At 52.3% G+C, this 22,151-nt stretch carries 15 protein-coding genes and 1 riboswitch; of the genes, 2 read left to right on the forward strand and 13 right to left on the reverse strand.

All coding sequences use genetic code 11. The annotated features are described in order from the left end of the window. Window positions 1-20: 20 nt before the first annotated feature. The 5 genes from KJZ99_09105 to KJZ99_09125 are packed head-to-tail and all read right to left on the reverse strand — an operon-like array spanning window position 21 to window position 3,430. A complete protein-coding gene (locus KJZ99_09105) occupies window positions 21-803 on the reverse strand; it encodes a hypothetical protein (protein MCL4306059.1) in 783 nt (260 codons plus the stop codon). 6 nt (window positions 804-809) lie between these two features. Next, complete coding sequence (locus KJZ99_09110) at window positions 810-1,556, reverse strand: hypothetical protein (GenBank protein MCL4306060.1); 747 nt, start codon at window positions 1,554-1,556, stop codon at window positions 810-812. Next, window positions 1,553-2,137, reverse strand: coding sequence for a hypothetical protein (locus tag KJZ99_09115; protein MCL4306061.1), 585 nt, complete (start codon window positions 2,135-2,137; stop codon window positions 1,553-1,555). The genes KJZ99_09110 and KJZ99_09115 overlap by 4 nt, the downstream gene beginning before the upstream one ends. 3 nt (window positions 2,138-2,140) lie before the next feature. Continuing rightward, window positions 2,141-2,887 (reverse strand): Fe-S cluster assembly ATPase SufC, encoded by a 747-nt coding sequence (sufC, locus tag KJZ99_09120; GenBank protein ID MCL4306062.1) that lies wholly within the window; start codon window positions 2,885-2,887, stop codon window positions 2,141-2,143. Between the two features lie 39 nt (window positions 2,888-2,926). Further along, entirely contained in the window at window positions 2,927-3,430 is a 504-nt protein-coding gene (locus tag KJZ99_09125) for an Rrf2 family transcriptional regulator (GenBank protein MCL4306063.1), read from the reverse strand. A 164-nt stretch (window positions 3,431-3,594) separates the two neighbouring features. Continuing rightward, window positions 3,595-3,699, forward strand: a riboswitch (TPP riboswitch). 81 nt (window positions 3,700-3,780) lie between these two features. Here KJZ99_09125 and KJZ99_09130 point away from each other — a divergent pair. Both KJZ99_09130 and KJZ99_09135 read left to right on the forward strand, forming a co-directional pair. Further along, the gene (locus tag KJZ99_09130) at window positions 3,781-6,249 is read left to right on the forward strand and encodes a TonB-dependent receptor plug domain-containing protein (GenBank protein ID MCL4306064.1); all 2,469 of its coding nucleotides are present in this window, start codon (window positions 3,781-3,783) and stop codon (window positions 6,247-6,249) included. Further along, window positions 6,249-7,646 carry a sodium:solute symporter family protein gene (locus KJZ99_09135; GenBank protein MCL4306065.1) on the forward strand — a complete coding sequence of 466 codons (1,398 nt, stop codon included), beginning with the start codon at window positions 6,249-6,251 and terminating at the stop codon, window positions 7,644-7,646. Before KJZ99_09130 ends, KJZ99_09135 begins: the two co-directional genes overlap by 1 nt. 85 nt (window positions 7,647-7,731) lie before the next feature. Here KJZ99_09135 and KJZ99_09140 read toward each other — a convergent pair whose 3' ends face one another. The 8 genes from KJZ99_09140 to KJZ99_09175 form a co-directional block, all read right to left on the reverse strand. Further along, a complete protein-coding gene (locus KJZ99_09140) occupies window positions 7,732-9,495 on the reverse strand; it encodes a hypothetical protein (protein MCL4306066.1) in 1,764 nt (587 codons plus the stop codon). 11 nt (window positions 9,496-9,506) lie between these two features. Next, window positions 9,507-10,547 (reverse strand): PorV/PorQ family protein, encoded by a 1,041-nt coding sequence (locus KJZ99_09145; GenBank protein MCL4306067.1) that lies wholly within the window; start codon window positions 10,545-10,547, stop codon window positions 9,507-9,509. Continuing rightward, window positions 10,544-11,449 carry a hypothetical protein gene (locus KJZ99_09150; GenBank protein MCL4306068.1) on the reverse strand — a complete coding sequence of 302 codons (906 nt, stop codon included), beginning with the start codon at window positions 11,447-11,449 and terminating at the stop codon, window positions 10,544-10,546. Before KJZ99_09150 ends, KJZ99_09145 begins: the two co-directional genes overlap by 4 nt. A gap of 18 nt (window positions 11,450-11,467) precedes the next feature. After that, window positions 11,468-13,792 carry a hypothetical protein gene (locus tag KJZ99_09155; GenBank protein MCL4306069.1) on the reverse strand — a complete coding sequence of 775 codons (2,325 nt, stop codon included), beginning with the start codon at window positions 13,790-13,792 and terminating at the stop codon, window positions 11,468-11,470. A 15-nt stretch (window positions 13,793-13,807) separates the two neighbouring features. Further along, entirely contained in the window at window positions 13,808-16,945 is a 3,138-nt protein-coding gene (locus KJZ99_09160; GenBank protein MCL4306070.1) for a TonB-dependent receptor, read from the reverse strand. A 377-nt stretch (window positions 16,946-17,322) separates the two neighbouring features. Continuing rightward, on the reverse strand, window positions 17,323-19,509 hold the full coding sequence (locus KJZ99_09165) for a glutamine synthetase III (GenBank protein MCL4306071.1): 2,187 nt from the start codon (window positions 19,507-19,509) through the stop codon (window positions 17,323-17,325). A gap of 49 nt (window positions 19,510-19,558) precedes the next feature. Next, window positions 19,559-19,882 (reverse strand): hypothetical protein, encoded by a 324-nt coding sequence (locus tag KJZ99_09170; GenBank protein ID MCL4306072.1) that lies wholly within the window; start codon window positions 19,880-19,882, stop codon window positions 19,559-19,561. 52 nt (window positions 19,883-19,934) lie between these two features. Beyond that, on the reverse strand, window positions 19,935-22,070 hold the full coding sequence (locus KJZ99_09175) for a matrixin family metalloprotease (protein MCL4306073.1): 2,136 nt from the start codon (window positions 22,068-22,070) through the stop codon (window positions 19,935-19,937). Window positions 22,071-22,151: the final 81 nt, after the last annotated feature.

Here is a 22,151-nt window from a genome sequence, read left to right on the forward strand (position 1 = left end):
CTCCAGTGATCCGTATCTCTTTATTGTCCGGTGACGCGGCGCACAAATTTTCCAAGTTTCAACTTGACTGAATTGTCATACTCCAGCAAGTTTCGCAAGGCGGGCGACTCTGTCTTATAGTATAACTGCGCCAACTCGTCCGGCCGCCACTGTTGCGCCGAAAACATCTTATCCTTAAAATTGATCGGGCGATTCCGACCATATCCGAACGGCAATTCCACGAACGACTCATGGTCCCTGATGATCTGCAGGAATTTGTCTTCTGTGTCCATTTCGCGATCATTCTGCGGTATCGCAAGATATGCGTCCAGGAACTTCATAAAATAGTCGCGGTGTATGAGCATCAAACTCTGGTCGGAACGATTCGGGCCGCCAAGTGAAAAGGAAATGCCTTTATCTTTCGCCTTCATCTCGGAAATCGCGCTCTCAATTATGCCCTCGCCGTAAATCAGGCAATCCTGTTCCATGTAGACCGAGTACTCCGCATCGTTCATGAACGAATAGAATGCACCGATCAGAATCGCGCGGCTTGCCCCGCAGAACTTCGTGTCGCAAGTCATACCGTGCAAGAAGTTGCGCTTCATGCTGACGAACTCAACTTCTTTCCCGGTCAGATCCGGTTTGACGGGACTTGCCGAATCTACAATGATAATCTTCTCAGGACTCGAGTATCTGCGCAAGAACTCATACCAAACCTCAAAGAACGCGGTGGTGCGGATCCGCCGATCAGAGTATTTGGTTGCGCCAGGATGAACCGCCGTGCCGTCGCACCAGTATCCGCCGTGTATGATGTATCCGGACACTACGCACTACCTCACAATACGCTGTATGAAGCAATAACGGTGCTCGGACAATCGATTAGAGAATTTGCAGATGTTCGTGGAATGCGGATAAATGTAAACCATGGTTGGTGTGATACCGGCCCAATCAAGGACGTGAAAGAGTCCTGATTGGCAAACATGGCACTCGCGCGCGCCGGCCATACGGCGTGCATTGGTGAGGATATCTTCCGAATGGTCAATCACGGTTGCGTCCGGAATTTCCGACAGCATAAACTCATCACTTACCAAGATCGCAGTGCTGCTTTCGAACTCACAGAGATTCAGCCGAAATTGAGAGTCATAGCCGATTCCATACTCTTCTGCGACGTACTGCGGGACGAAGCGGCGCGGCGTCCGTCGAAAACCGAAGTTGTATGTTTCGATCGCTGCAATTCCGTATCGGTTTGGATCATGATGATACGGTTGACCACCCTTTTCCCAATCACTGATCGGGAAATCTGCCAATGTAACTTCGGCTGTCATTTCCTGCAGCTTGAGCAGTGAGACGACTTTGCTGAACAGATCGAATTCCTTTGCAAGCACAAAGTGAATTTTGCGGCGGCGAGTTTTGAACAGCCACGATGCAACCGGCAATGTCGCAATGAAGTCCCCCAGTTTGCCGCAGTGCGTGACTGTAATCACACCGGCAGGATATTCCGTGTCAATCGCTCTTGCTCTTTGCAGATAGCGAAGCTTTGCGAGCGGGCCGCCATAACGCGTTCCATGCTGCATCACAACTTCGCACTCACACCAATCTGCTTCAGCGCATCGCTAACTGCCGTGGCGACAGACGTCACGGAAATTGGTCCAAGCGCTTTGCTCTCCGGCGCATGCGATAACGCATCGACGACAAAGGTGTCGTGCCAGCGGGGAGCAACCCGACTCTTGTCGGCGGCAATCACGATTTGGGGTTTGCCAAGTCCCGCAGCAATGAAGCGCCACGCTGAATCCATTCCAATCCAAAGCAACGCCTGGCCAATGTAAGACGCCCGCTTGTCCGCACGATCTTTCAAAAAGTGATCGTTCGCCCGAAGAAGCTTGGTGCACGACGTATTCCCAAGCTGCAAGACTGAAATACCAACTGAATCAAGATTTGCGATCAGAATTTCGAAGCGGGGTGCGGGCCACTGTTCACCATCAACAGAGGGCGACGTATCGATCACGACAGTGCGCTTCATGTCCAGCTTGCCGGGTGGATTCTGTTTGGGCAGCTTGGCAACGTCCACCATCGGTCTGCCCGAGTCGTCAAGTGTGACCTGAAATCCCAGCAGCTTAGTCGATTTGTCGACTATCTCTTCTGCGTCAATGGCTGTCAATGCTTAGGCGGCAACCTCTTCTTTTATCCAATCATAGCCTTGCTCTTCAAGCTTAAAGGCCAGAGTCTTATCGCCAGACTTTACAATCCGCCCATCCACAAGAATGTGAACATAGTCCGGCACGATGTAGTTCAGCAATCTCTGGTAGTGTGTAATGACGAGTGCGCTGAAGTTTGGGCCACGCAAGCTATTGACACCTTGCGAAACGATTTTCAAAGCATCAATGTCCAATCCAGAGTCCGTCTCATCCAGAATGGCCAGTTCCGGCTTCAACATTCCCATTTGGAGAATCTCGTTGCGCTTCTTTTCGCCACCCGAGAATCCCTCGTTCAGATAGCGTTTCGTAAACTCCGGCCTGATATCGAGCAGCTTGAGCCACTTCTTAATCTCGGTATCGAACTCCTTAAAGCTCGGGGTCTGCCCAAACCTTTCGGTCATCGCCAGACGGAGGAAATTGTTGACAGAGACTCCATAGATTTCCTGCGGGTACTGAAAAGCCAGAAAGATACCCTTCTTCGCACGTTCATCTGGTTCCATTTCAAGCAGACTTTCGCCCTTCCATATAATGTCGCCGCCAGTCACCTCATACTTTGGATGACCCATAATTGCGGCGGAAAGCGTAGATTTTCCGCTCCCGTTTGGTCCCATGATCGCGTGCACCTCCCCGACTGGAACGTCAAGGCTAAGCCCGCGAAGAATCTCTTTCCCCTCGACTGCAACGTGGAGATCACGAATTTCAAGCTGGTTCACAGCTACTCCTCAAACTTTATCCTTCAATTTCAAAAATCGTCAACTTCTTGCGGCGCGCGCCGTAACGGCTGCAGGATCAGGCACGTCCGCTGCAGCTGAGCGATAAACCGAAGCCAGAGGCGTAAACTGCTGTTTCTCCTCCATCTCGAGCAGGTCAGCCAATGTCCGCTCTCTGAAAAAACCACGCAGCATATCCTCCGCCTCTGACCACAGGTGTCTGACAGTACACTCTTCTGAGTGAACACAGCAAGTCGGGTCAGACGTACATTCGTTAAACGCCAAACTCCCCTCAAATGCTTCAATCACCTGTAAAACATTAATTTCACTTGGCTTCTTGGCCAAAGCGATTCCACCTCCCTTCCCACGATGGGTCTCAAGCAACCCTTCGCTGGATAGATAGGCGACAATTTTGGTCAAAAAGACCCTCGGGATGTGCTGTTGCTCCGCAATTTCACGAGTAACAAATGTTTTGCCCTCGTCATAGCCTCGGGCCACAAACATAAGCATACGGAGTGCGTAATCGGCCTGCAATGAAATTAGCATGGTATTACCTTTAAACCTGACTTTGCCAGTCATATTAAATATACAGCTAAAGTTCCGGCAAGTCAAGTCCTTTGTCGAACAACGCTTTCGGTGTAAGTTTGTGAATAATTACACGAGAATCAAGCAAAGACTTGAATTATTCTGGAGGCATGTGTATCTTTGACATGTAGCCGTAGGGGTGGTCGCATGGGTTTTCCACAAGCGGCCTGAGAGAGTCCCTCGAACCTGAACCGGATAATGCCGGCGGAGGAAACGGTGCGGTATCGTGGGCCACCAGTTATGGATTCCCAGAAGTGAATGACCGCAGCCGTCTAACGATTGGCTGCGGTTTTTTTACATTTGGAGTTCACATGAAGCTGTTTCACGTCTTGCTCTTGGGCATTTGTACGTACGCGTTCGGCCAGTCAGCGTTGACAGGCATCGTCAGTGACTGGTCAAACGGCCGTGCTCTTGATGGAGTCTTGGTTGAACTGGACTTGGATACTATCGCGACCACGAATCGATTTGGCCGATACCTTACGGAACCAATTGATAAACCAAGCGTGGTTGTGAAGTTCTCGCGCGACGGTTATGTTCCTTTTTCGGTTGTGCTCGTGCTTGCCGACGCCGATCTTACAGAGTATAATGTCGAACTCAGGCCATTTGTTCCCGGCGCGGAATCCGCAGAGAGCCTTCGCGAGGCGCCACGCTACAAGATTGATGAAGTTACTGTGACAACCACGCGTGCTGCATCAGATTATCCGGTAACGTATTCAAATGTTGGCAGAGAAATTCTTGATAAGACTCATTACGGACAGGATTTGCCGCAGCTGTTCACACAGTTGCCAAGCGTGAACACCTACTCGGACGGAAGCAACGGACTTGGTTACTCGTATTTGCGCATGCGAGGATTCAGTCAGAATCGTGTAGGTGTCTACCTCAACGGCATCCCCCTCAACGATGCCGAATCACATGAAGTGTTTTGGATTGACCTTCCGGACTTCGCCGAGGACGTCCAAGACATGCAAGTCCAACGTGGCATCGGCAGTTCGTTATACGGGGCGGCGGCGCTGGGAGGATCAATCAATCTGATTACAAAGACTCCAGGACTTGGCGATCGCCCGACTTTGCGGGCCGAAGGAATGTATGGGACGTGGAATACCAGACGCGCATCTCTGCAATACACTTCCGGGCGTGTCGGCAAACGTTACGGCTTTGCCGGCCGATTCACGCGTATGGAATCGAATGGGTATCGATTTGGTTCATGGGCGAAGCTCTGGAGTTACTATTTCGCCGCAACAAGATTCTCGAATCGGCATACGACGCGAATTCTGTTTTATGGCGGGCCTTCCAAGACACACCTTGCCTACGAAGGAGTTTCAAGAGAATTCCTGAACGGTGAGGTGAGCGGTGACAAGAGCACAGACCGTCGATATAATCCTCTTTCTTATCCGGGCGAGATTGACCATTTTTTTCAACCTCACTATGAGCTGCATGACACGTGGCGGCTGCGCGATGATATTGTACTGGATAATTCTCTTTACATCTTCCGAGGCGACGGCTACTACGATCAGTTCCGCAGCGATCAAGACTTGTCCCGTTACTTCTATTCGCTTCCAGCAGATTCGCTGAGCGCGGACGTTCTGCGCCGTAGAAACGTCGCGGAGATTGACGGAGGCTGGATTCCACGATCCACATTCCAACATAGATTTGGCCAGACAGTGGTCGGTGGAGAACTTCGTCTGCATGAGGCCCGTCACGAAGGAACGGTTCAATGGGCTTCACAACTGCCTTCGGAAGCTCGTCCGAACTTTCACTATTACGACTATCGAGTTGAGAAGCAGGTATTCGCGGGCTACGTACATAATCTCATCAGACTTGCGGACCCCCTTCAGGCGATGTTCGATTTGCAGGTTAAGACCCAACGATACAAGATGAGTGATGATCGGCTGTTCGACGTTTCGCTGGACAAAACATTCTCGGCGCTCGCCCCTCGGGTGGGGCTTAATTACCGCCTGCATGACGGCAATGCAGCGAAGAACATTCCACTGTCCGTTGTCTATGCCAATGCCTCCCTCGCACAGCGTGAACCTGCATTTAGGGACTTATACAATGCGCAAGACTACTACTCCACTCCGCTAATCGCTCCGAACAGATTCGCAAGAGGAACTCAAGGTGGTGAGTATGTCGGCCCAATGCTGAGCGATGAGAAACTTGCAAACTTCGAAATCGGGTGCATTGCACATTGGAGGACTGCGCACTTTGGCCTCAATTACTATCTAATGAATCTTCGCGATGCCATTGTGACGGACAACGGACAGCTTGACGACCTGGGAAATCTGCTCTCGGCAAATGCCGAGCGGGTACGCCATCAGGGTTTTGAATTTGTCGGTGGTCTTGCACCATTTCGGTGGCTCAAGCTGAGCGGCAATCTCGCACTGGCAGATCACAGATTCGTAGACTACGTTGAGATCGATTGGGTCACATATGAGCCAACATCCCGCAACGGCAATCGGATCGGTCAGGACCCCCTGTATCTCGCAAACTTACAGGCCGATGTCGAATACGGCGGGTTCATCGGAGGCCTCGGTGCCCGATTTGTGGGAGCGCAATTCACGGATAACAGTGAAGACAAATCGACAGAGATTGACGCCTATTCGCTTGTTCACATTGACTTGGGCTACAAAATCAAGAACCTCCCTGGGAATGTCCCTCTTGCAGAGATACGTGTCAGGGTGAACAATGTGCTAAACCGTGAATATGAGACTGTGGGCTACGGACCAACCTACATCGTCGGCGCTCCGCGCGCACTGTATACCACGCTGGCAGTCGAACTGTAATGGAGCCTTGGGGTCTCGCGCACGCGACCACGATTGATCTCGTCATTGTGGCGATATCATTGGGAGCAGTACTCGTTGCTGGCCTCTGGAAGCCTGCGAGTGGTTTTGGGGAGTATGTCATTGCAGGCAGGCGACTTTCCGCTCCGGCATTCGTCATGTCTCTGGTCACTTCATGGTACGGGGGAATTCTTGGAGTCAGCGAGTATTCGTACTCCTACGGACTCTCGAACTGGTTTGTCTTTGGCGCTCCTTATTACCTATACGCGGTGATCTTTGCACTGTTTCTGGCAAAGCGAGCGCGAAAGTCTGAGCTTCTCTCATTGCCGGATCGGTTCCAGCTTGCCTACGGGCGAAGTGCAGCGAGACTATGCGGTGGCATAATCTTCCTTACCACTATGCCCGCCGCATACTTGTTGATGATGGGCAAGTTGATAGAGTGGATGTTTGGATGGTCGTACTCCATGTCTCTCGTAGTCGGAACGCTCTTGTCGACTCTGTACCTTTTCCGTGGCGGTTTGAAAAGTGTGGTTCGCACGGATATGCTTCAGTTTCTGCTGATGTACGTCGGGTTCGCCGTGATGGTTGTGACTCTGTTCTCTACTTACGGCGGGCTAAACTTCATCAAGGCGCGTGTGCCTGAAGTCCTACTGACACCCACCGGCGGGCAAACAATTGGCGCCGTGCTAGTCTGGTACTTTATCGCATCAACAACGCTCGTCGAACCGCTCTTCTATGAGCGCGCGTATGCCGCAAAATCAGAGAAGATAGTACTCCCTGGCATTCTTGTCGCCATCGTATTCTGGGCTTTGTTTGACTTCATGACAACCGCCACCGGATTGTACGCGCGCGCCCTACTTGGTGACGTTGCTTCGCCGATCTTCGCATTTCCCGAACTTGCCGCCCGCGTACTTCCTGCGGGATTGTTCGGACTTTTTCTCGCCGCCCTCGTTGCCACTGTGGCTTCCACTATCGACAGCTATATGTTTATCGCCGGTGCAGCGCTTGGCAGAGATGTCGCAGCCCGTGGGCGACCTGCAAGCGAAGAGACGGTGCTCAGGTATGTGCAAGTCGGGGCAATCTGTGCCGCCATTTGTGCTTTCTCTCTCGCGTGGTTCTCTTCGTCAGTCATCACACTCTGGCATGCTATCGGCTCGATCGCTGCTCCTTCCCTTCTGTTTCCGGGATTGCTGGCGTGGTTCTCAAAAAACCCTCCCTCACCCCGCATCGCAGTCATGGCGATGACTTTCGCCGGTCTCTCCGCATTAACTTGGAGGCTCTCTGGACTCTGGACGGAAAACGGAAGTTATTGGTTAGAAATCGAGCCTATCTATGCGGGATTGATCGTGAGCTTTGTAATCCTTGGTATTGGTCTTCAGAAACGCGGTGTTCAAAACTGAAGCTGGAATTGTTCTGTCTGTTGTTTTCAATAGAGAAAACCCGCCGAGTGCTCGACGGGTTTTCTTTTGCAGCAAGTCCCTCTCGTCAGGAACCCAAGCCTGTCAGCATACGCGGCAATAAGACATCAAACAAGTCTTCCACTTGATCCTGCCTGCAATAGTAGAGCGGAACCCCGAACACTGCGACACGGAAACTCAAGTCATACACATACGCCAATACTTGGCCGTTCTGGAAGTAATTTGGGTCTCGGGTAGTTGCGCGTCCAATGACCACACACTCTCCTCGCGGTTCAAACACCCATGTGCGGGGAAGTGCGCCTTGCCAAACAGGAACCGGCACCTTTGTCGCGTCAATTTGAACCGACGGGAAGCCGTTTGAGCCGGTGAATCCATTCACCTGCGCATTCACGTTGGGATTTGTGCTGGGATCCCGTCTGCAGCTGAATACGCGCAGGAATCTGTACTCAAACACAGAACCTCCGTAAGTCGCTGCGGGTTCAGTCGTATATGCGCTCATGAAGTCCCAACCGCTGAAGATTACACGACCTCCCCGCGACATGAATTCACCCAGTATTCTACGGTAATTCTGGACTTGAATCAAGTTTCGTTCATCTGCGTTCCAGATAATCAGGCCAATGAACTCGATGTCCTTGGGCGACAAATATGTCCCCAGCGGCGAATTTCCTCGTTCGAATAAGTCGAGGTGTCGCACATTATACCCTTCGACTATCGCGGAATAGAAGTTGTCAATCTGCACGTCTGACGCGCCGCCCGCCGCTTCACGCGCTTCGTCCACAACCAGAATGCTATCCGAAAGCTGTTGATTGAGCAGCTTGAACACAAGCGTGGCAGAGTCGGATATTGCACCTGCGGCGTCGCGAGCTTGAAAATAATACTCGTAAGATCCCAAAGGCAAATCGGTCAAAACCAGCTCCGGGATGTCCTGCCAGCTGCTCCATGCGCTCGTGGATTCCCGATAGCGATATGCGTTGAGCACACCACTGTAGGTTGCAACATCTGCTTCGAATGCCAATATCAGTTCAGCGTTGTTACTCCGATAAATCGATCCATCAGGATACAGGCTGTCGGAAGCGATGCCATAGTTATAACGAGCAGGGACTCCTGTGATTACCGGGCGGTGGTCGAGCTCAACGTTCACTGTTCGTGAAATTGTCGGAGAGACGGCCAGTCCGGAGTCGCGGCAACGCGCATAAATCGTGTGACTGCCTTCTGTCAGCCGACTGTTTGAAAGAGCCACGACGCCCGATCGAAAGAAGCCAAGAGATGTGTCGGCGAAGAGAAAAACAGAGTCAGTAGACCATGCACACCAGCTCATTGTATCATCAATGCTCACCGAGAATTCAATTCCAGAACGATTTGCGTCTGATGCTTCGAGCCGCAGCTGAAATCCCCTTCCTACAAATGAGTTGGGTCTTACTGTGTTTGTACTGGAGAAATCGCAGGTTGGTGCAGTGTTTCTTGTGTAGAACTGTCGTTGCGGCGGATTGGGGTCTGATGATCCCTCGTTATCGACCGCCTGCACACTGAACGTGTGCGAGAAAACTTCACCCGAAGAAGGAGAGGTAAACGAAATTGTGCTGTCCGTGCGTGTCGTAAAGGCGACCTGTTCTCCGTCAATAAACATGTTGAATCCTGCGATTTCGCCGTCAACATCATTCCCACTCCAACGCAATGTCAGGTAGTGGTTCACCGTTGAACCATTTTGCGGCGCAGAGGTAATGGCCGTTGTGGGAGGTTGATTCTCAAACGGGGAACCGGGATTCGAGACTTTGCACGACGCGCAGGCCAGCGCGAGGAGAAGGGTGACTATTCTAAGATTATTTTGCATTGCTTGCTCCTTCACCACGCGAAAGCAACCGAAAAGCGATGCGGTTGGTCCGCAAAACCATCGCTTGCGGAAGTGATTTTTCCCCAATGCGAGTATGCGTAGTCGAAAGTCAGAATGTATTCATTCATGACGTCAAAGTTCAGGCCGAATCCGAGGGCGAAACTCTCCTCATCGTATCCGAACTTTCCGCCCGCGCGCAAGAATAGTGTGTTCTTGTAGCCATACTCCCCGCCCAGATTCAGCCGCTCTTTGTTGTCGTTCGGATGGTCCATTTCAATAGCAAAAATACCGGAATGAGCTTCCGACTCTTGAATTGCAAGCATCTGCCAAACATCAAACGAAATGCCAAGACGGAACATCGTCGGAAGAGACGCGCCTTCGTACTCTTCCGTTGCAACTGGCTCTCCGTTCGATGCTGCTTCACGATGATCCAGGAAGTTGCCGGAGTACTGCACATCGGGCCCCAGATTCTGAATAGCCATTCCCAACTTCAGAGAGCGAAGCCCTGTCTGATACATTGTTCCAAGGTCGATCGCAACGCCGTTATACACTTGTTCTTCCAAGGCACTGCGCAAGTACCGTAATTGACCACCAAGTGAAAACTTATCTGTCAGGCGCTCAGCGTACGACGCTCCAATTACGAAGTCGTAAGCGTTGAAGTACTCGCCTGTGCCTTCCGGCCGTTCCCAAGTTCGGACAGGCATATCGTTCGTAAACAGATTGATTATGTGCACCGAAAAGGCGCGGTACTGCCCGATTGGACTCGCATAAGAAACAGAATTGCACTGAATGTCAACCGGCATATTTATCTGGGTGATTTGGAACTGGTTCTTTCTGGTCGTCGTCAGACTTCCCGGATTCCACCAGACTGATTCGGAGCCTTCTGTGGCGGCCACAAAGGCATTGCCCATCGCGACTCCGCGCACGCCCATGGGCATTTTCAGAATTTGCATGGAGGTTGTGCCCACCTTCTCCAATCCAAAGACGGTCGTTACTGCCAGTAGCGTCGCGAGTATCAGCAGCAATGGTCTTGGAACTTGTGCTCTTATCATGGTCGATCCTCCGCGTAAACCAGGACGATTGCCGCTGTGATGTTCGTAACCGCGCCTGTAGCACGAGCGCTGAGCGTGTGCTGTCCAACGGACAAACAGGGTCGCTGTGATCCGGGAAAGCAGGTCGTCCAGTTGATTTCTATTGGCCGACCCGGGTTGTTCAGGTCTGCTGCCTCGAATTGTGCCAAGTCCAATTGAAAGCCGCGTCCTTTGAAGCCGCTCTGAGAGTTCGTTTCGGCGAGATATATTCCTTGCCCACTAAGTCTTCCATCAGGCAATAGCAAGCCGTCGGGATAGGCGGTTGTGGTGTCGCCATCCATCCAAAGCGCAAGAGTGAATCGGTCGTCCAATACCAATCCCAGCGAATCCCGCCTATCTCCCAGCTCTGTCGTATCCGCAATCGCAATGTCCAGCGAATCCTGAAATGTCTCCTGAATGCTCCGTGCTTGCGATTCGGCTGAAAGAAGTCCCGACGTATCAGACGGGCACTCTTCGGGAAGCGAATCACAGAGTGCGCGGATACCGGCAACAGAATCTATGACGCCCTGCTGTGTCTCTATCCCGACAAGATAACGCACAATTTCGGTACTGTAGGCAGGGAACGAGTCAGAAACAATGCTCTCATACCACTCGACATCGTCATCAGGAAGGACATACGCCGCTATCGTCAGCCGTGCCGGTCGATCTACCCCGGGAAGATTGATCGAAGCGAGCGGCGCCGCGACTTCAAATTCTGCAGAGATGATCTCACCGTTCGAGGCGGTATTTTGCCACAGCAGTATTGTTTCAGTATGAGCCGGATTCGGCGCGGTCACCGGCGGCGTACGGGGATCGTCGCACGCGGTAATACTGCTCACAGCGAGAATTAATAGACAAATGAAAATCTTAGGTTTCGTCATCATGCAAAGTGCTCCAGTGGTTTATTTGATGACGACAAATTTGTCCAGATACTTATCTCCGCCAAACTCTACGGAGAAATAGTAGATGCCGCTGACGATCTCCTGACCATTGCGCGTTCGGAGGTTCCATTCTGCTTGTTCCGTGCCGTTGTAGTGATCGATTGAACCAAGGTAGTCTCCAGCAAGAGAGAAGATCCGGATTATGCACTTGCCCTGTTCAAGATTGGTCGGAAGACCGCGGAAAAACAGCTTGCGAACAAACTCGAGTCCGGCGCTCGTCTCGTTCGGTATCGCCTCGCCTCGGTGCCCGCCTTTGTAGGGATTCGGAAATACGTAGACTTTGCTCAGGTCGGCATGGGGGGATTCGCCCGCGACTGCCTGTTTGGCGATCGTGACTGACTTGGTGTATCCCGTACGGCTCGATTCAAGGACACCGGCGCCGAATACGCCCATGTCAAAAGCCCGTACGATGTACTCGTAAGTTTGGCCCGGAATAAGGCCAATGTCCCAGTAGACATACTCAAAGGATCCGTCTGGATAGTGGATTGAATCGGTCGGCATTCCATAGTTAAAATTCTGCCATTCGAATTCTCCTTCAAGCTCGTCAATAATGTCGTATTCTCTCAGTGTTTGCCATACCGTCTGGCCTGTTCTGCGTTCGATACGGTATCCCTCGAAGTCGGCCAGATTCGTAATAGCATCTATGGATGCCTCAGAATTCGGTTTCCAGCGAATCCGGACGCGGTCTTCATACACATCGAGCGAAAATTCAGGCGGTTCGGGCGCAGACGGACCCTGGAAGTCATTCAGGTACATGGCAAGCGCCCACTCTGCATTGACACCAATGTCCGCTGTATCATCTCCCGCAATGAAAGCGACTGTGATCGGCAGCGTCTCGCCCGGGCGAATCGTGAAGCCGTTTGTGGCTTCAGCACCAAACGAAATCAACATGCGCCAGTCACCAGCGGTCGGGCTTAACGGATCAATGTCGCCTGACGACATCATATTGTACTTCTCAGCGTTGGTCTCGGGGTCTCCGCCCGCAACTCGTTCAAAATTCCGGAACGAGACCCGTAATTGATTCAGCGCAACAGGTGTCTTGACCACTCGCATGGCGAAGACACCGGGACCCGGACCGTCGGTATCGTTGATTTCATCATAGTGCACTGCCATTAACCGGCCAGCGTCATAGTAGTTGTAGTCGTCCGTTGACCCCGCGTCGCCGCCTTCCCCCTGCGCGAGAATATCCGGGTCGGCGAACAATCCAATATACACATTTCGCAACGGCAATGGTCCGACGTTGCGAATACGGTAATCCAGCAGAATGAAGTCTGCGGCGTAGTCTTCAGGAAAAGCGTACGTCCGCTGTGTTACGATGAGATTCAGCGGAGTATGTCCATCGACATCCGGACTCGATACAAACTGCGGTTGAATGTCATCCATGTAGACCGCGTAATACTCCTGCACGCCGCGGGCCACGCCGTCTTCGTCTGCCAGTCCATCACCGTCATCGTCGAGAAAACCCGGACAACAATCGCCGTCAAAATTCGAGTCTTCCATGTCAATCAGCCCGTCCGAATCGTTGTCCACAAAGTCGTTGGACATATCTCCTGCAGGATCCTCGTCGATGTGAGGTTCCGGGTCATAGTTGCAATTGCCATCTCGGTTGGAATCGCCGCTTGAATCGGTATCTTCATCCACCAATCCATCCGCGTCGTCATCAAGTCCATTGACGATCTCTTCGTCAATCTGACCATCTTTGTCGTCATCAAATCCGATCAGGCCCCGCCCGCCATCCCAATTGCTCGAAGGCCGCCCATCGCCGTCCCAATCATCAGTCAATGGATCCCAATCTTCGTCGTCATCCGCGCCTTTCGCTCCAGCAACGAAGAAACGGTCGCCAAAGCGGCTAAAAGACTTCGAGGTCAGGTGCCAATCCGGATTTGCCGCCGTATTTGCGAAGGGCATGGCGAGGATGTTCTTGGGATAAAACTCGCCGGTGCCGTTGTCGCCATCGGTAGCCGTTGACACGAGTCGAACGCCGTTCATATCCGCGCCAATCCAAACGCCAGCGGAGAACAGAAAGTCATTGCCACTGTTGATCGGGAACTCGAATCCCGCGAACCCGGGAACATTATTTGGATTGCCAACTTCTCCGTAGTTCGAGAGCGTCATCAACACGTTTCCAATGTCGTGTGCAATCACATCGGGACGCGCTCCGGGGTCGACGTCATCCATGTTGCGAACAGGTCCACGGTCTGTAATTCGCCGCGCGTCTGCCTTCTGAGGCAAACAGACGAGTATCGAGGCAATCAGCAGAATAAGTCTTAAACAGTGATTCTTCATGTGAAACCCTTCTGCCTAAAAGTCAACCGCGAGGCCTACGCGAACCTGACGAGGGATGTCCCACGCGTCTGGATTTGCTCCGGCCTTCGGATTCAGACCATAGTTGGGCGAATTACTGTCATTGATGAACCCAGGTTCGCCGTCATTATACGTGTCAATCGTGTTCTGGTTGCGGTCCCAACCCAGCACATTGCGGACATTAAACAGGTTGCGCACTTCAAGCAGCGCACGCCACTCCAAACCACCTGTTCGAAAGTGTCGCGCAACGTTGATGTCCGTCTGATAAGTCCACGGGGAATTCTTGCCGAACTCCTGCCCTTCAATGTTGTTACCGTTCACCTGAGTTGGAGTGTACGGCAAACCGGATAGGAACTGTGAGAGCCAGTTGATCGTCCAACCAGAGCGCAGCCATTCAGCTGAGAAAGGCTCGCCCTTCAGCGCGTAATTCGCGCCGAGATTGAAAACTACCTGATGGCGGCGGTCCCAAGCCAACGGAGTCTCGCCAGCAGGAACCACGTAGTTGCTGCGGGTTACGTCCGACCCGATGTCGTAGGAATTCTTGCCGGTCGCCCAGGAGATCGTATATGTCAAACGTCCCGACAAATAGGAGCCGTAGTCCTTGGTCAGATTGAACTCAAATCCGCGAACGGAGGCATAATCCGCGTTGTAATAGATAGCCGCATTTTGACGACTCTGAAGCGGAATGCCTAACTCGAAGTAGAGTTGATTCTGCGATGCCGTCTGAATCCAGTTCTTGATGTCTTTGTAATAGGTGGAAACATCCAGCAGAAAATCCGCGCCAAACTGGTGACGCACACCAAGTTCATAGGCGATGGTTTTGGACGGCTTCAGATCGGGGTTCCCAATTACAGGTGTGCCGCCGGTTTGCAGCTGATTGACGCCCGTCAAATAGTAGTCGTGACGACCGCGTTGATAGAAATAGCCATAATTGAAATGAAACACATCGCGGTCGGTAACGCTGTATGCGATTCCCAGTCTCGGCGACACATATGCCTCACCGCTCTTTCCCGGCGGCTCGTAATCCACGTAGTTGGCCCGTGAAGGGTCATTCGCAATGGGCGTACGGATCGCGTCGCCACCAATCCGCCAGTAGTCAAGTCTAACACCTGCGTTTATGATGATATCGCGATACTCCATCTTGTCCTGCAGGTACATTGCAGCCGCTGAAGGATAATAACGATATACGTCCGTGTAGATACCCTGTCCGCGATTAGCGATGCTGGGATACGGTCTATCTTCCGCAGCCACGTTGTAGTAGTTGTATTCCAATCCGCTCTTCAACTGATGCCGGGGATGAAGTTGCGATGTGATGTCCCATTTCAAAGTGTAGGTTTGGGACTCGAAGCGTGCCCAGTCAGGAACAAGCTGTTGACTGTTTCCTGCAAGTCCATCGCCTGCAATGTGGAATCCATTGATGTTGGGGTATGCATTGCTCGGATTGTTGAAGTCATACAATCCGTCCCCGTCCAGATCAGTGAACGGTTCTCCGATGTCGTAGCGCCCGTTATAGCGGCCATCGGCGTTAGGCAAGTCCACAAATGGCTCGGAAGCGACGCCATATTCACTGGCGGACTTGTTTCCGCCGGCCAGCATTCGCGACGCGTCATAGACTCCAATCCGGAAAGTGTGAAACGTTTTCGCACTCAAGTTGTGATTCAGAGTCAGGTACAATTGCTGGTCGCGGATGGTTTCGGCACGTACGTGATTGGCAGGATTATAGAAATACGCCTGCAAATCCTCGTCTACCAGCCCGTCACCGTCGTCGTCGACCCAGTTTAACGCTTCTTCATCGACCCGGCCATCCCCGTCGTCATCCGCGAGTTCAGCGTCGCGGCCATCCACCACCCCGTCGCCATTCAAATCCTGATAGGTCCACTGCCTGTATTCATCCGCATTCGTTGCCAGGCCTTGAATGGAAGCCAAGGCATGCATTCCCGCAGTCTGCTCAGCAAGTGGGAAATCGTATGGGAAGACCTGCGAGAGCCTGTACCAATACGGATTAACACGCTCCTGATTGCTAACCCAGCCTATGCTTAACTTGTAGTTCTTTTCGGAATTGTAGGTTACTTTCACATTTGTATTGTTGTAGGCTTCTGCTTTGCGAATGTCCGAACCGAACCAATCAAAAACCTGTGGACGAAACCACGTATCGCCCCCAATGTTTGTCCCAAACTCATTTGCATTGCGACTCCAGAACGTTCCCGAGGCGAAAATCGACGTGAATCCAGGAACTTCAACTCCGAGTTGCGGCAGAAGCCGATCCGTGATCGGCTCTGGTCCCGAGATGGACATCTCGGTGTAGTCGTAGTTCTGGTAGCCGTTCTTGCGGTCATCTGGCTGGTGTGGCAAATCTCCTGCGACACTCTTGCCCAAGTCGCTGAATTTGCCGTTTCCAAAACCATCCAAGTCCATCACATGCTCAACATGTCCCGTGTACTTGCGATCGCCATCGCGCGTGACGAGGTTCACTACTGCGGACTGCGCTTCTCCATACTCAGCGCTGAATCCCGCAGTCATGACCTGCATTTCACCAATCGCAGCTTTGGGAACTTGCAGATAGCGCCGCTGAAACTGCGGATCACGAACTGACATGCCGTCGACTAAGAAGAGTATTTCGTCACGCCGACCGCCGCGAATGTGCAGATTAGTGCCACTCCCAACCACACCTGCCTGCCGAGCCAGTGCGTCTGAAAACTGAGTTACGGGGAGTTCTGTGATTTCGCGGGTATCTACAGTACGGACTGTGCTTGCTACGTCCCTTTTGACAACATCCCGCTCTGCCGTTATGGTCACTTCCTGGCCCTCAAGCACGGTCTCTTTTAAGCGGATGTTTAGCTCGGTCGTCTGTTCGGACGCAATCGTAACTCCGGTCACGTTTTGTGTCTCGAAGCCAATGGTTGTCACTTTTACCGTGTACGTACCGATTGGCAAGTTCAGAACAAAAAACTCGCCGTCCACATTTGTAGTCGCTCCGCGAATTGTTCCTTCCACCGTTATATTTGCACCGGGGATAGGGTCATTCGTGCTGGCGTCCACAACTGTGCCGGCGAGTTTTCCGGTGCCTTGAGCCCAGGCAGCTGACGAAGCTGCAAGTGCGACAAGGCCCCAAAACAGTCGTTTCAATTTGTTCATGCGACACCTCCGGGCAGGACTGCCCGTTCGCGTAGGTAGGCGGGAGTTATTCGGATTGCAACAAAAACCGCGTGCTGGCTTGCCTCTTCCGATGAAAGGGCAATGGGAGCAGCACACGGCGAGCAGGACTGACTGAAGTTAATATCAATCCGTTGAATTGTCAAGGGTTTAGAGAGCAATTTCGGACTCTTTCCTCCGGCTAAATACTTGAGTTTGGATTGTTTTTCGGCTGTTCAATTCTTCATAATTGCACAATATTCAACGTATTAGTGACCCGTAACGCTCGAGAGTTTGCGTCTTCTCACGTTGTGTGACCTCTTAACATAAGAAAAGCCCCTGCGAATACAGGGGCTTCAAGAAGCACTGTGCTGCGTAACTTAGCTCAGGTGAAGCAACTCTCGATACTTGGGCATTGGCCACAGGCTGTCGTCGACTATAACCTCAAGTTCATCCCCCGAGGCACGCAGCTCTTGCATCGCAGGAATGATAAAGTCCCGATAATACGATGCAACCAGCAGATGATCATCCGTTTCAGGGACCGCAGCTCGTGCTCGATCGAGGTGCTTCAATCGCGAGATGAAACGCTCGATTGCCTGAGTCACCAATTCCAGCAGACCTCTTTGACCGGCAAGCGGGACGGCCGACAGCACTTCTTCAGCGGCATCAATTGTCTCGGCAACATTTCGCTGATACTCCAGGGCCGCAGGCAGGATTTGTGTTGCACCGATTGACGACATAAGGCCTGCTTCAATGCTGATCGTCTTAATATAAGTATCGAGCTTGATATGATAGCGGCTGTAAAGTTCAGACTCACTAAGGATACCAAGTTTAGAGAAGAGTTCAACGGATTTCGCCGTCTTAAATGCGGGAATCGCGTCGACCGCTGTACGAAGATTCGGGAGGCCGCGCCGTTCAGCCTCTTTATGCCACTCCAATGAGTAACCGTCCCCTCCAAAAAGCACATCTTTGTGAGCTGCAAGTTCGCGCTGAACTGTTAATCGAACCGCATCGTTGAACACTTGGCCTTGCTGTAGCGCACTCTCAATCTCGGCTGCCATGTGATTCAGGGATTCTGCCACAATCGCATTGATAACCATATTCGGCCGCGCTATGTTCTGTCCGCTTCCGACCGCACGAAACTCGAACTTGTTGGCCGTGAACGCAAATGGCGACGTTCTATTACGGTCTGAATCGTGCAGGGGCAGCTGTGGCAGGGATGAAACCCCGATATTCAGATACTCCTGCTTCTTTGTCTTATGCGTCAATCCCTCGATTATGGATTGAACGACTTCGCTTAGTGTATCCCCGAGATAGACGCTGATTATGGCGGGCGGAGCTTCATTTGCTCCCAAGCGGTGATCATTTGCCGGCGTCGCGATGGCAGCTCGAATCAGATCGGAATGCAAGTGGACGGCGCGAACGACAGCCGTCAGGAATACCAGGAATTGAGCGTTCTCGTGCGGAGTATGGCCGGGTTCAAGCAGGTTATTCCCTTTGTCGTCAGCCATTGACCAGTTATTGTGCTTGCCGCTGCCATTAATTCCCGCAAACGGTTTCTCATGCAGCAAGCAGGCAAATTCGTGCCTCGCCGCAACGCGCCGCATCACGGACATCATGAGCATGTTGTGATCGGTGGCAATATTGGCCCGTTCGAATACAGGTGCTATCTCAAATTGTGCCGGTGCCACTTCGTTGTGCCGCGTCGTCACCGGAATGCCAAGTTTATACAGCTCCAGTTCGAGGTCTTCCATAAACCCCAGCACTCTCTCAGGGATCGAACCGAAGTAATGATCCTCCATTTCCTGACCCTTCGGGGGGCGTGCGCCAAATAGTGTGCGGCCGCACGTCATTAAGTCCGGACGCTGGAGGTAGAGTGCGCGATCCACAAGAAAATACTCTTGCTCGCAGCCCACGGTTGTGACAACCTGTTTCGCCTCATTGCCGAATAACTTCAGCACGCGAATCGCCGCCTGGCTCAACGCATCAATGGAACGCAGAAGCGGCGCTTTCTTATCAAGAGCATGGCCATTGAATCCGAGAAAGACGCTCGGGATATAGAGCGTCTTGCCGTAACGGCCTTCCATCAGGAAAGCCGGGCTTGTGGGATCCCACCCAGTGTATCCGCGAGCTTCAAACGTTGAACGCGTTCCGCCAGAGGGGAAACTCGAAGCGTCCGGCTCGCCTTGCATCAGATTGGCGCCAGTAAACTCTGTGATGACTCCGCCATCCTGTGTCGGAATCAAAAACGACTGATGCTTCTCAGCCGTTAATCCGTGTAACGGGTGAAACCAGTGCGAGTAGTGTGTCGCGCCACGAGCCTGCGCCCAATCTTTCATCGCGGCGGCAACAACATCTGCCGTCGCCGGGTCGAGCGACGTGCCGGAGTCGTGAATCTCCAGCAGGTGTTTGTATACTGGTTTCGGCAAGACCTGACGCATCACTGACAGAGAAAACACGTTCAGTCCGAAGAGTTCGGACGGTTGAACCGGCTGACTTGCTCCATTTCGAATGGTTCCATTCGCTGTTTGCTGGGAGTGATCTGTGCGAAACACTGTCTTGCTCATGTGCGCCTTTTGGGTTGGATGGTATCCAGAAGTGTCAGAAAGGAAAGTACTAAGTGCGGGAAATCGGTTTTGGGCGGCCGTGTTCGTCGACACATACAAACACGGCGCTTGTCTTTACGACAACGGTCCCATGTGTCGTGACAGCTTCTATCTCGAAAGAACAGCTTGTGCGGCCAATGCGCGGATTCATGCAGAAAAAATGGATGATGTCGCCTTCACGCACCGGATGGTGGAACTCGAACTCGCCAAACTTGAGAGTTACCATGTACCGTTCACCGGTGTGCTCATGCGCAAATATCGCCGCCGCTTCATCAACCCAAGCCATCATATTCCCGCCAAAGAGTGTACCATTCACTCCAAGGTTCTGTACCATGCAAAGCTTGGATGATACCTTGTAGCGTTGAATTGACTGCGAGTCTGTCATACTATTTCACAAGAAGCAGCTTGCGTTCGGCCTTGAAAGAGGCGGCCTCCAAACGATACACATAAAGTCCGGTGGCAAGGTCGCTCGCCTCTAAGCTGAGGACGTGACGGCCGGCATTGTAACCGCGATTGCCAATCAACTCGCGAACCAGTTGTCCTTGTATGTTGTACAACTTGAGACTGACTGCGGCGTGTTGAGGCAAGTCGAATGCAATCTGCGTCACCGCATTGAACGGATTGGGATAGTTTTGATGCAGCATAAACTCGGTTGGCAGCAAACTCGACTCGTCTGAACTCAAATTCGGAGTACCGTTGGCAATCAGTTCGACCGAGTCCGGCGAACTCGCAGCCGAGTGATGAATGATCAGCCACCCACGCACCTCCCCGAGTTCCGTGGGTGATACGCGCGGATACAAGCGAAGCAATGGCCCGGGCTGCAGGACAGCGGGACCGCTGAAGTTAATCGAAAACGGCGACTGCGTGCTCACTGAGTTGATAACCAATGGCACGTTTCCAACCGTGCGAAGTCCGATTAAGGTACTGTCTACTGTGGCAATCGGAACATCACCGAAATTCGTCGAAGACCCGGTGAACAGTATCAGCGAAGACGTTATGGCAAAGGCCGACACTTCACAGGTCAGGACGCCGCCCGGTCCGTTGTGATTGATGACCAATTCTCCGCTGTGAAAACCTTCTGTCTCCCCGTTGAATGTCACAGTAATGGGAAGGTCGCTGTTCGGCGCAAGCGACGTTGGGCCGACAGGTGAGACGGAAAATGGTCCGCTGACTGTGATTGATGAGACAGCGAGTTGACCTGCCTGCGGAGGATTGGTCAAAACGACCGCTCCAGCAACAGTTTCTCCCACCTGAGTTGAGTCAATCCGGAGCGGACATCCACTGAGGTAAGGTGTTGCAGGATCCACTGATTCAATCGTCAAACGATAGAGCTGAATCGTGTTGTTTGTCGCACCATTAACCAGCACTTTCAAATTTGTCTGGCCTTGAGGAACATCATAGCGGAAAATCTCTTCGGTTCCTCCTGCAGGCTGGGAGTTGGATATGACCAATGGACTGCCGTTGGAATCAGTCAGGGTTAGATTGAGATTCTGATTACTGTGTGTGCTGTAGGGAGTGCCGGCTTCGCAGCTTCCATCGTTATTCTGTTCACCTTCGAGGTAATCATACCCGTCAGGAGCAAGTGTAACGGTCAATGAACGTCCGTTTACGATACTGAATTCCCACCAATCCGTGTCGGCGTCGTCATCAAGACTTGCAAGTTCAAGAACCCTGGTTCCGTCGATCAGACCAAGACTGTGAGCAGAGCTTTGGGTGTCGTTTGGCTCGTAGGGATCCCCGTAGCCGCGCTGCCCAGCAAGAATATCGTCGTGCTGTGGCCCATCGAACGCCGAGGTGTACGTCGGTTCCATGAGTTTGGTGGTGTTAATCGGGCAAACATGCTCGATTCCCAAGCCATGACCGTGCTCATGGGCAACAATGTTTCGGAAAAACCGGTAATTGTTGGTTCCGGAGGCCCAATTCTCGTCAGAGTCCAGCACCATATCGCCACGGTCTGGAAAGTAGTTGTAGGCCAATACCCCGCTTTGTCCGTCAATCGGAACCATTGCTATTCGAACATCGCCGCGAGCTCCGATAACTCCCGGACTACTGTTCCCGAATGCGGCTCCATCATCGGCAACCTGCATATAGGTATTTCCCGTAACGTCCGACCAGCCAGCGAAGACCTGCGCAAATAAATCCTGCCAAACCTGTTGATTCCCGAACAATTGGTTCATTCGTGTGTATAAGCGGCTGGCTTGTCCCTGAATCAGCACGCCGTCCGGGACAAAGCTGTAGGTCAAAGTAACTCCTGTGCCCTGACTGCCTGTACTCCCATTAGCTGTGTTCTGCCAGCGTCCGCCGAGGTTGAAATCCAACGCACCCTCCCTGTCCAGCAATCGGTGGGTCCATTCTGCCATGTACCCAGCATCGGTGCCTTCGGCAAAGCAGACCGCGAGAGGCGGGAGCTGCGGGGAGAGTTCCGCTTTCTGGGCTGACTGCTGGTGATCGGTTGTGGCAGGAGCCTGCCAAATCATGCCCACCAAAGATGCAGCGGCTATGCAGAAAATCACGTGGCGCATGCTGTTATCCTTAAATAATTGTTTTGCAATACTTAATCGTCGAAGCGGAGACCGTCTATAAACGTTTAAAATACGTATCGG

It is taken from the genome of bacterium (assembly GCA_023382385.1).
Classification (GTDB): Bacteria; Electryoneota; RPQS01; order RPQS01; family RPQS01; genus JABWCQ01.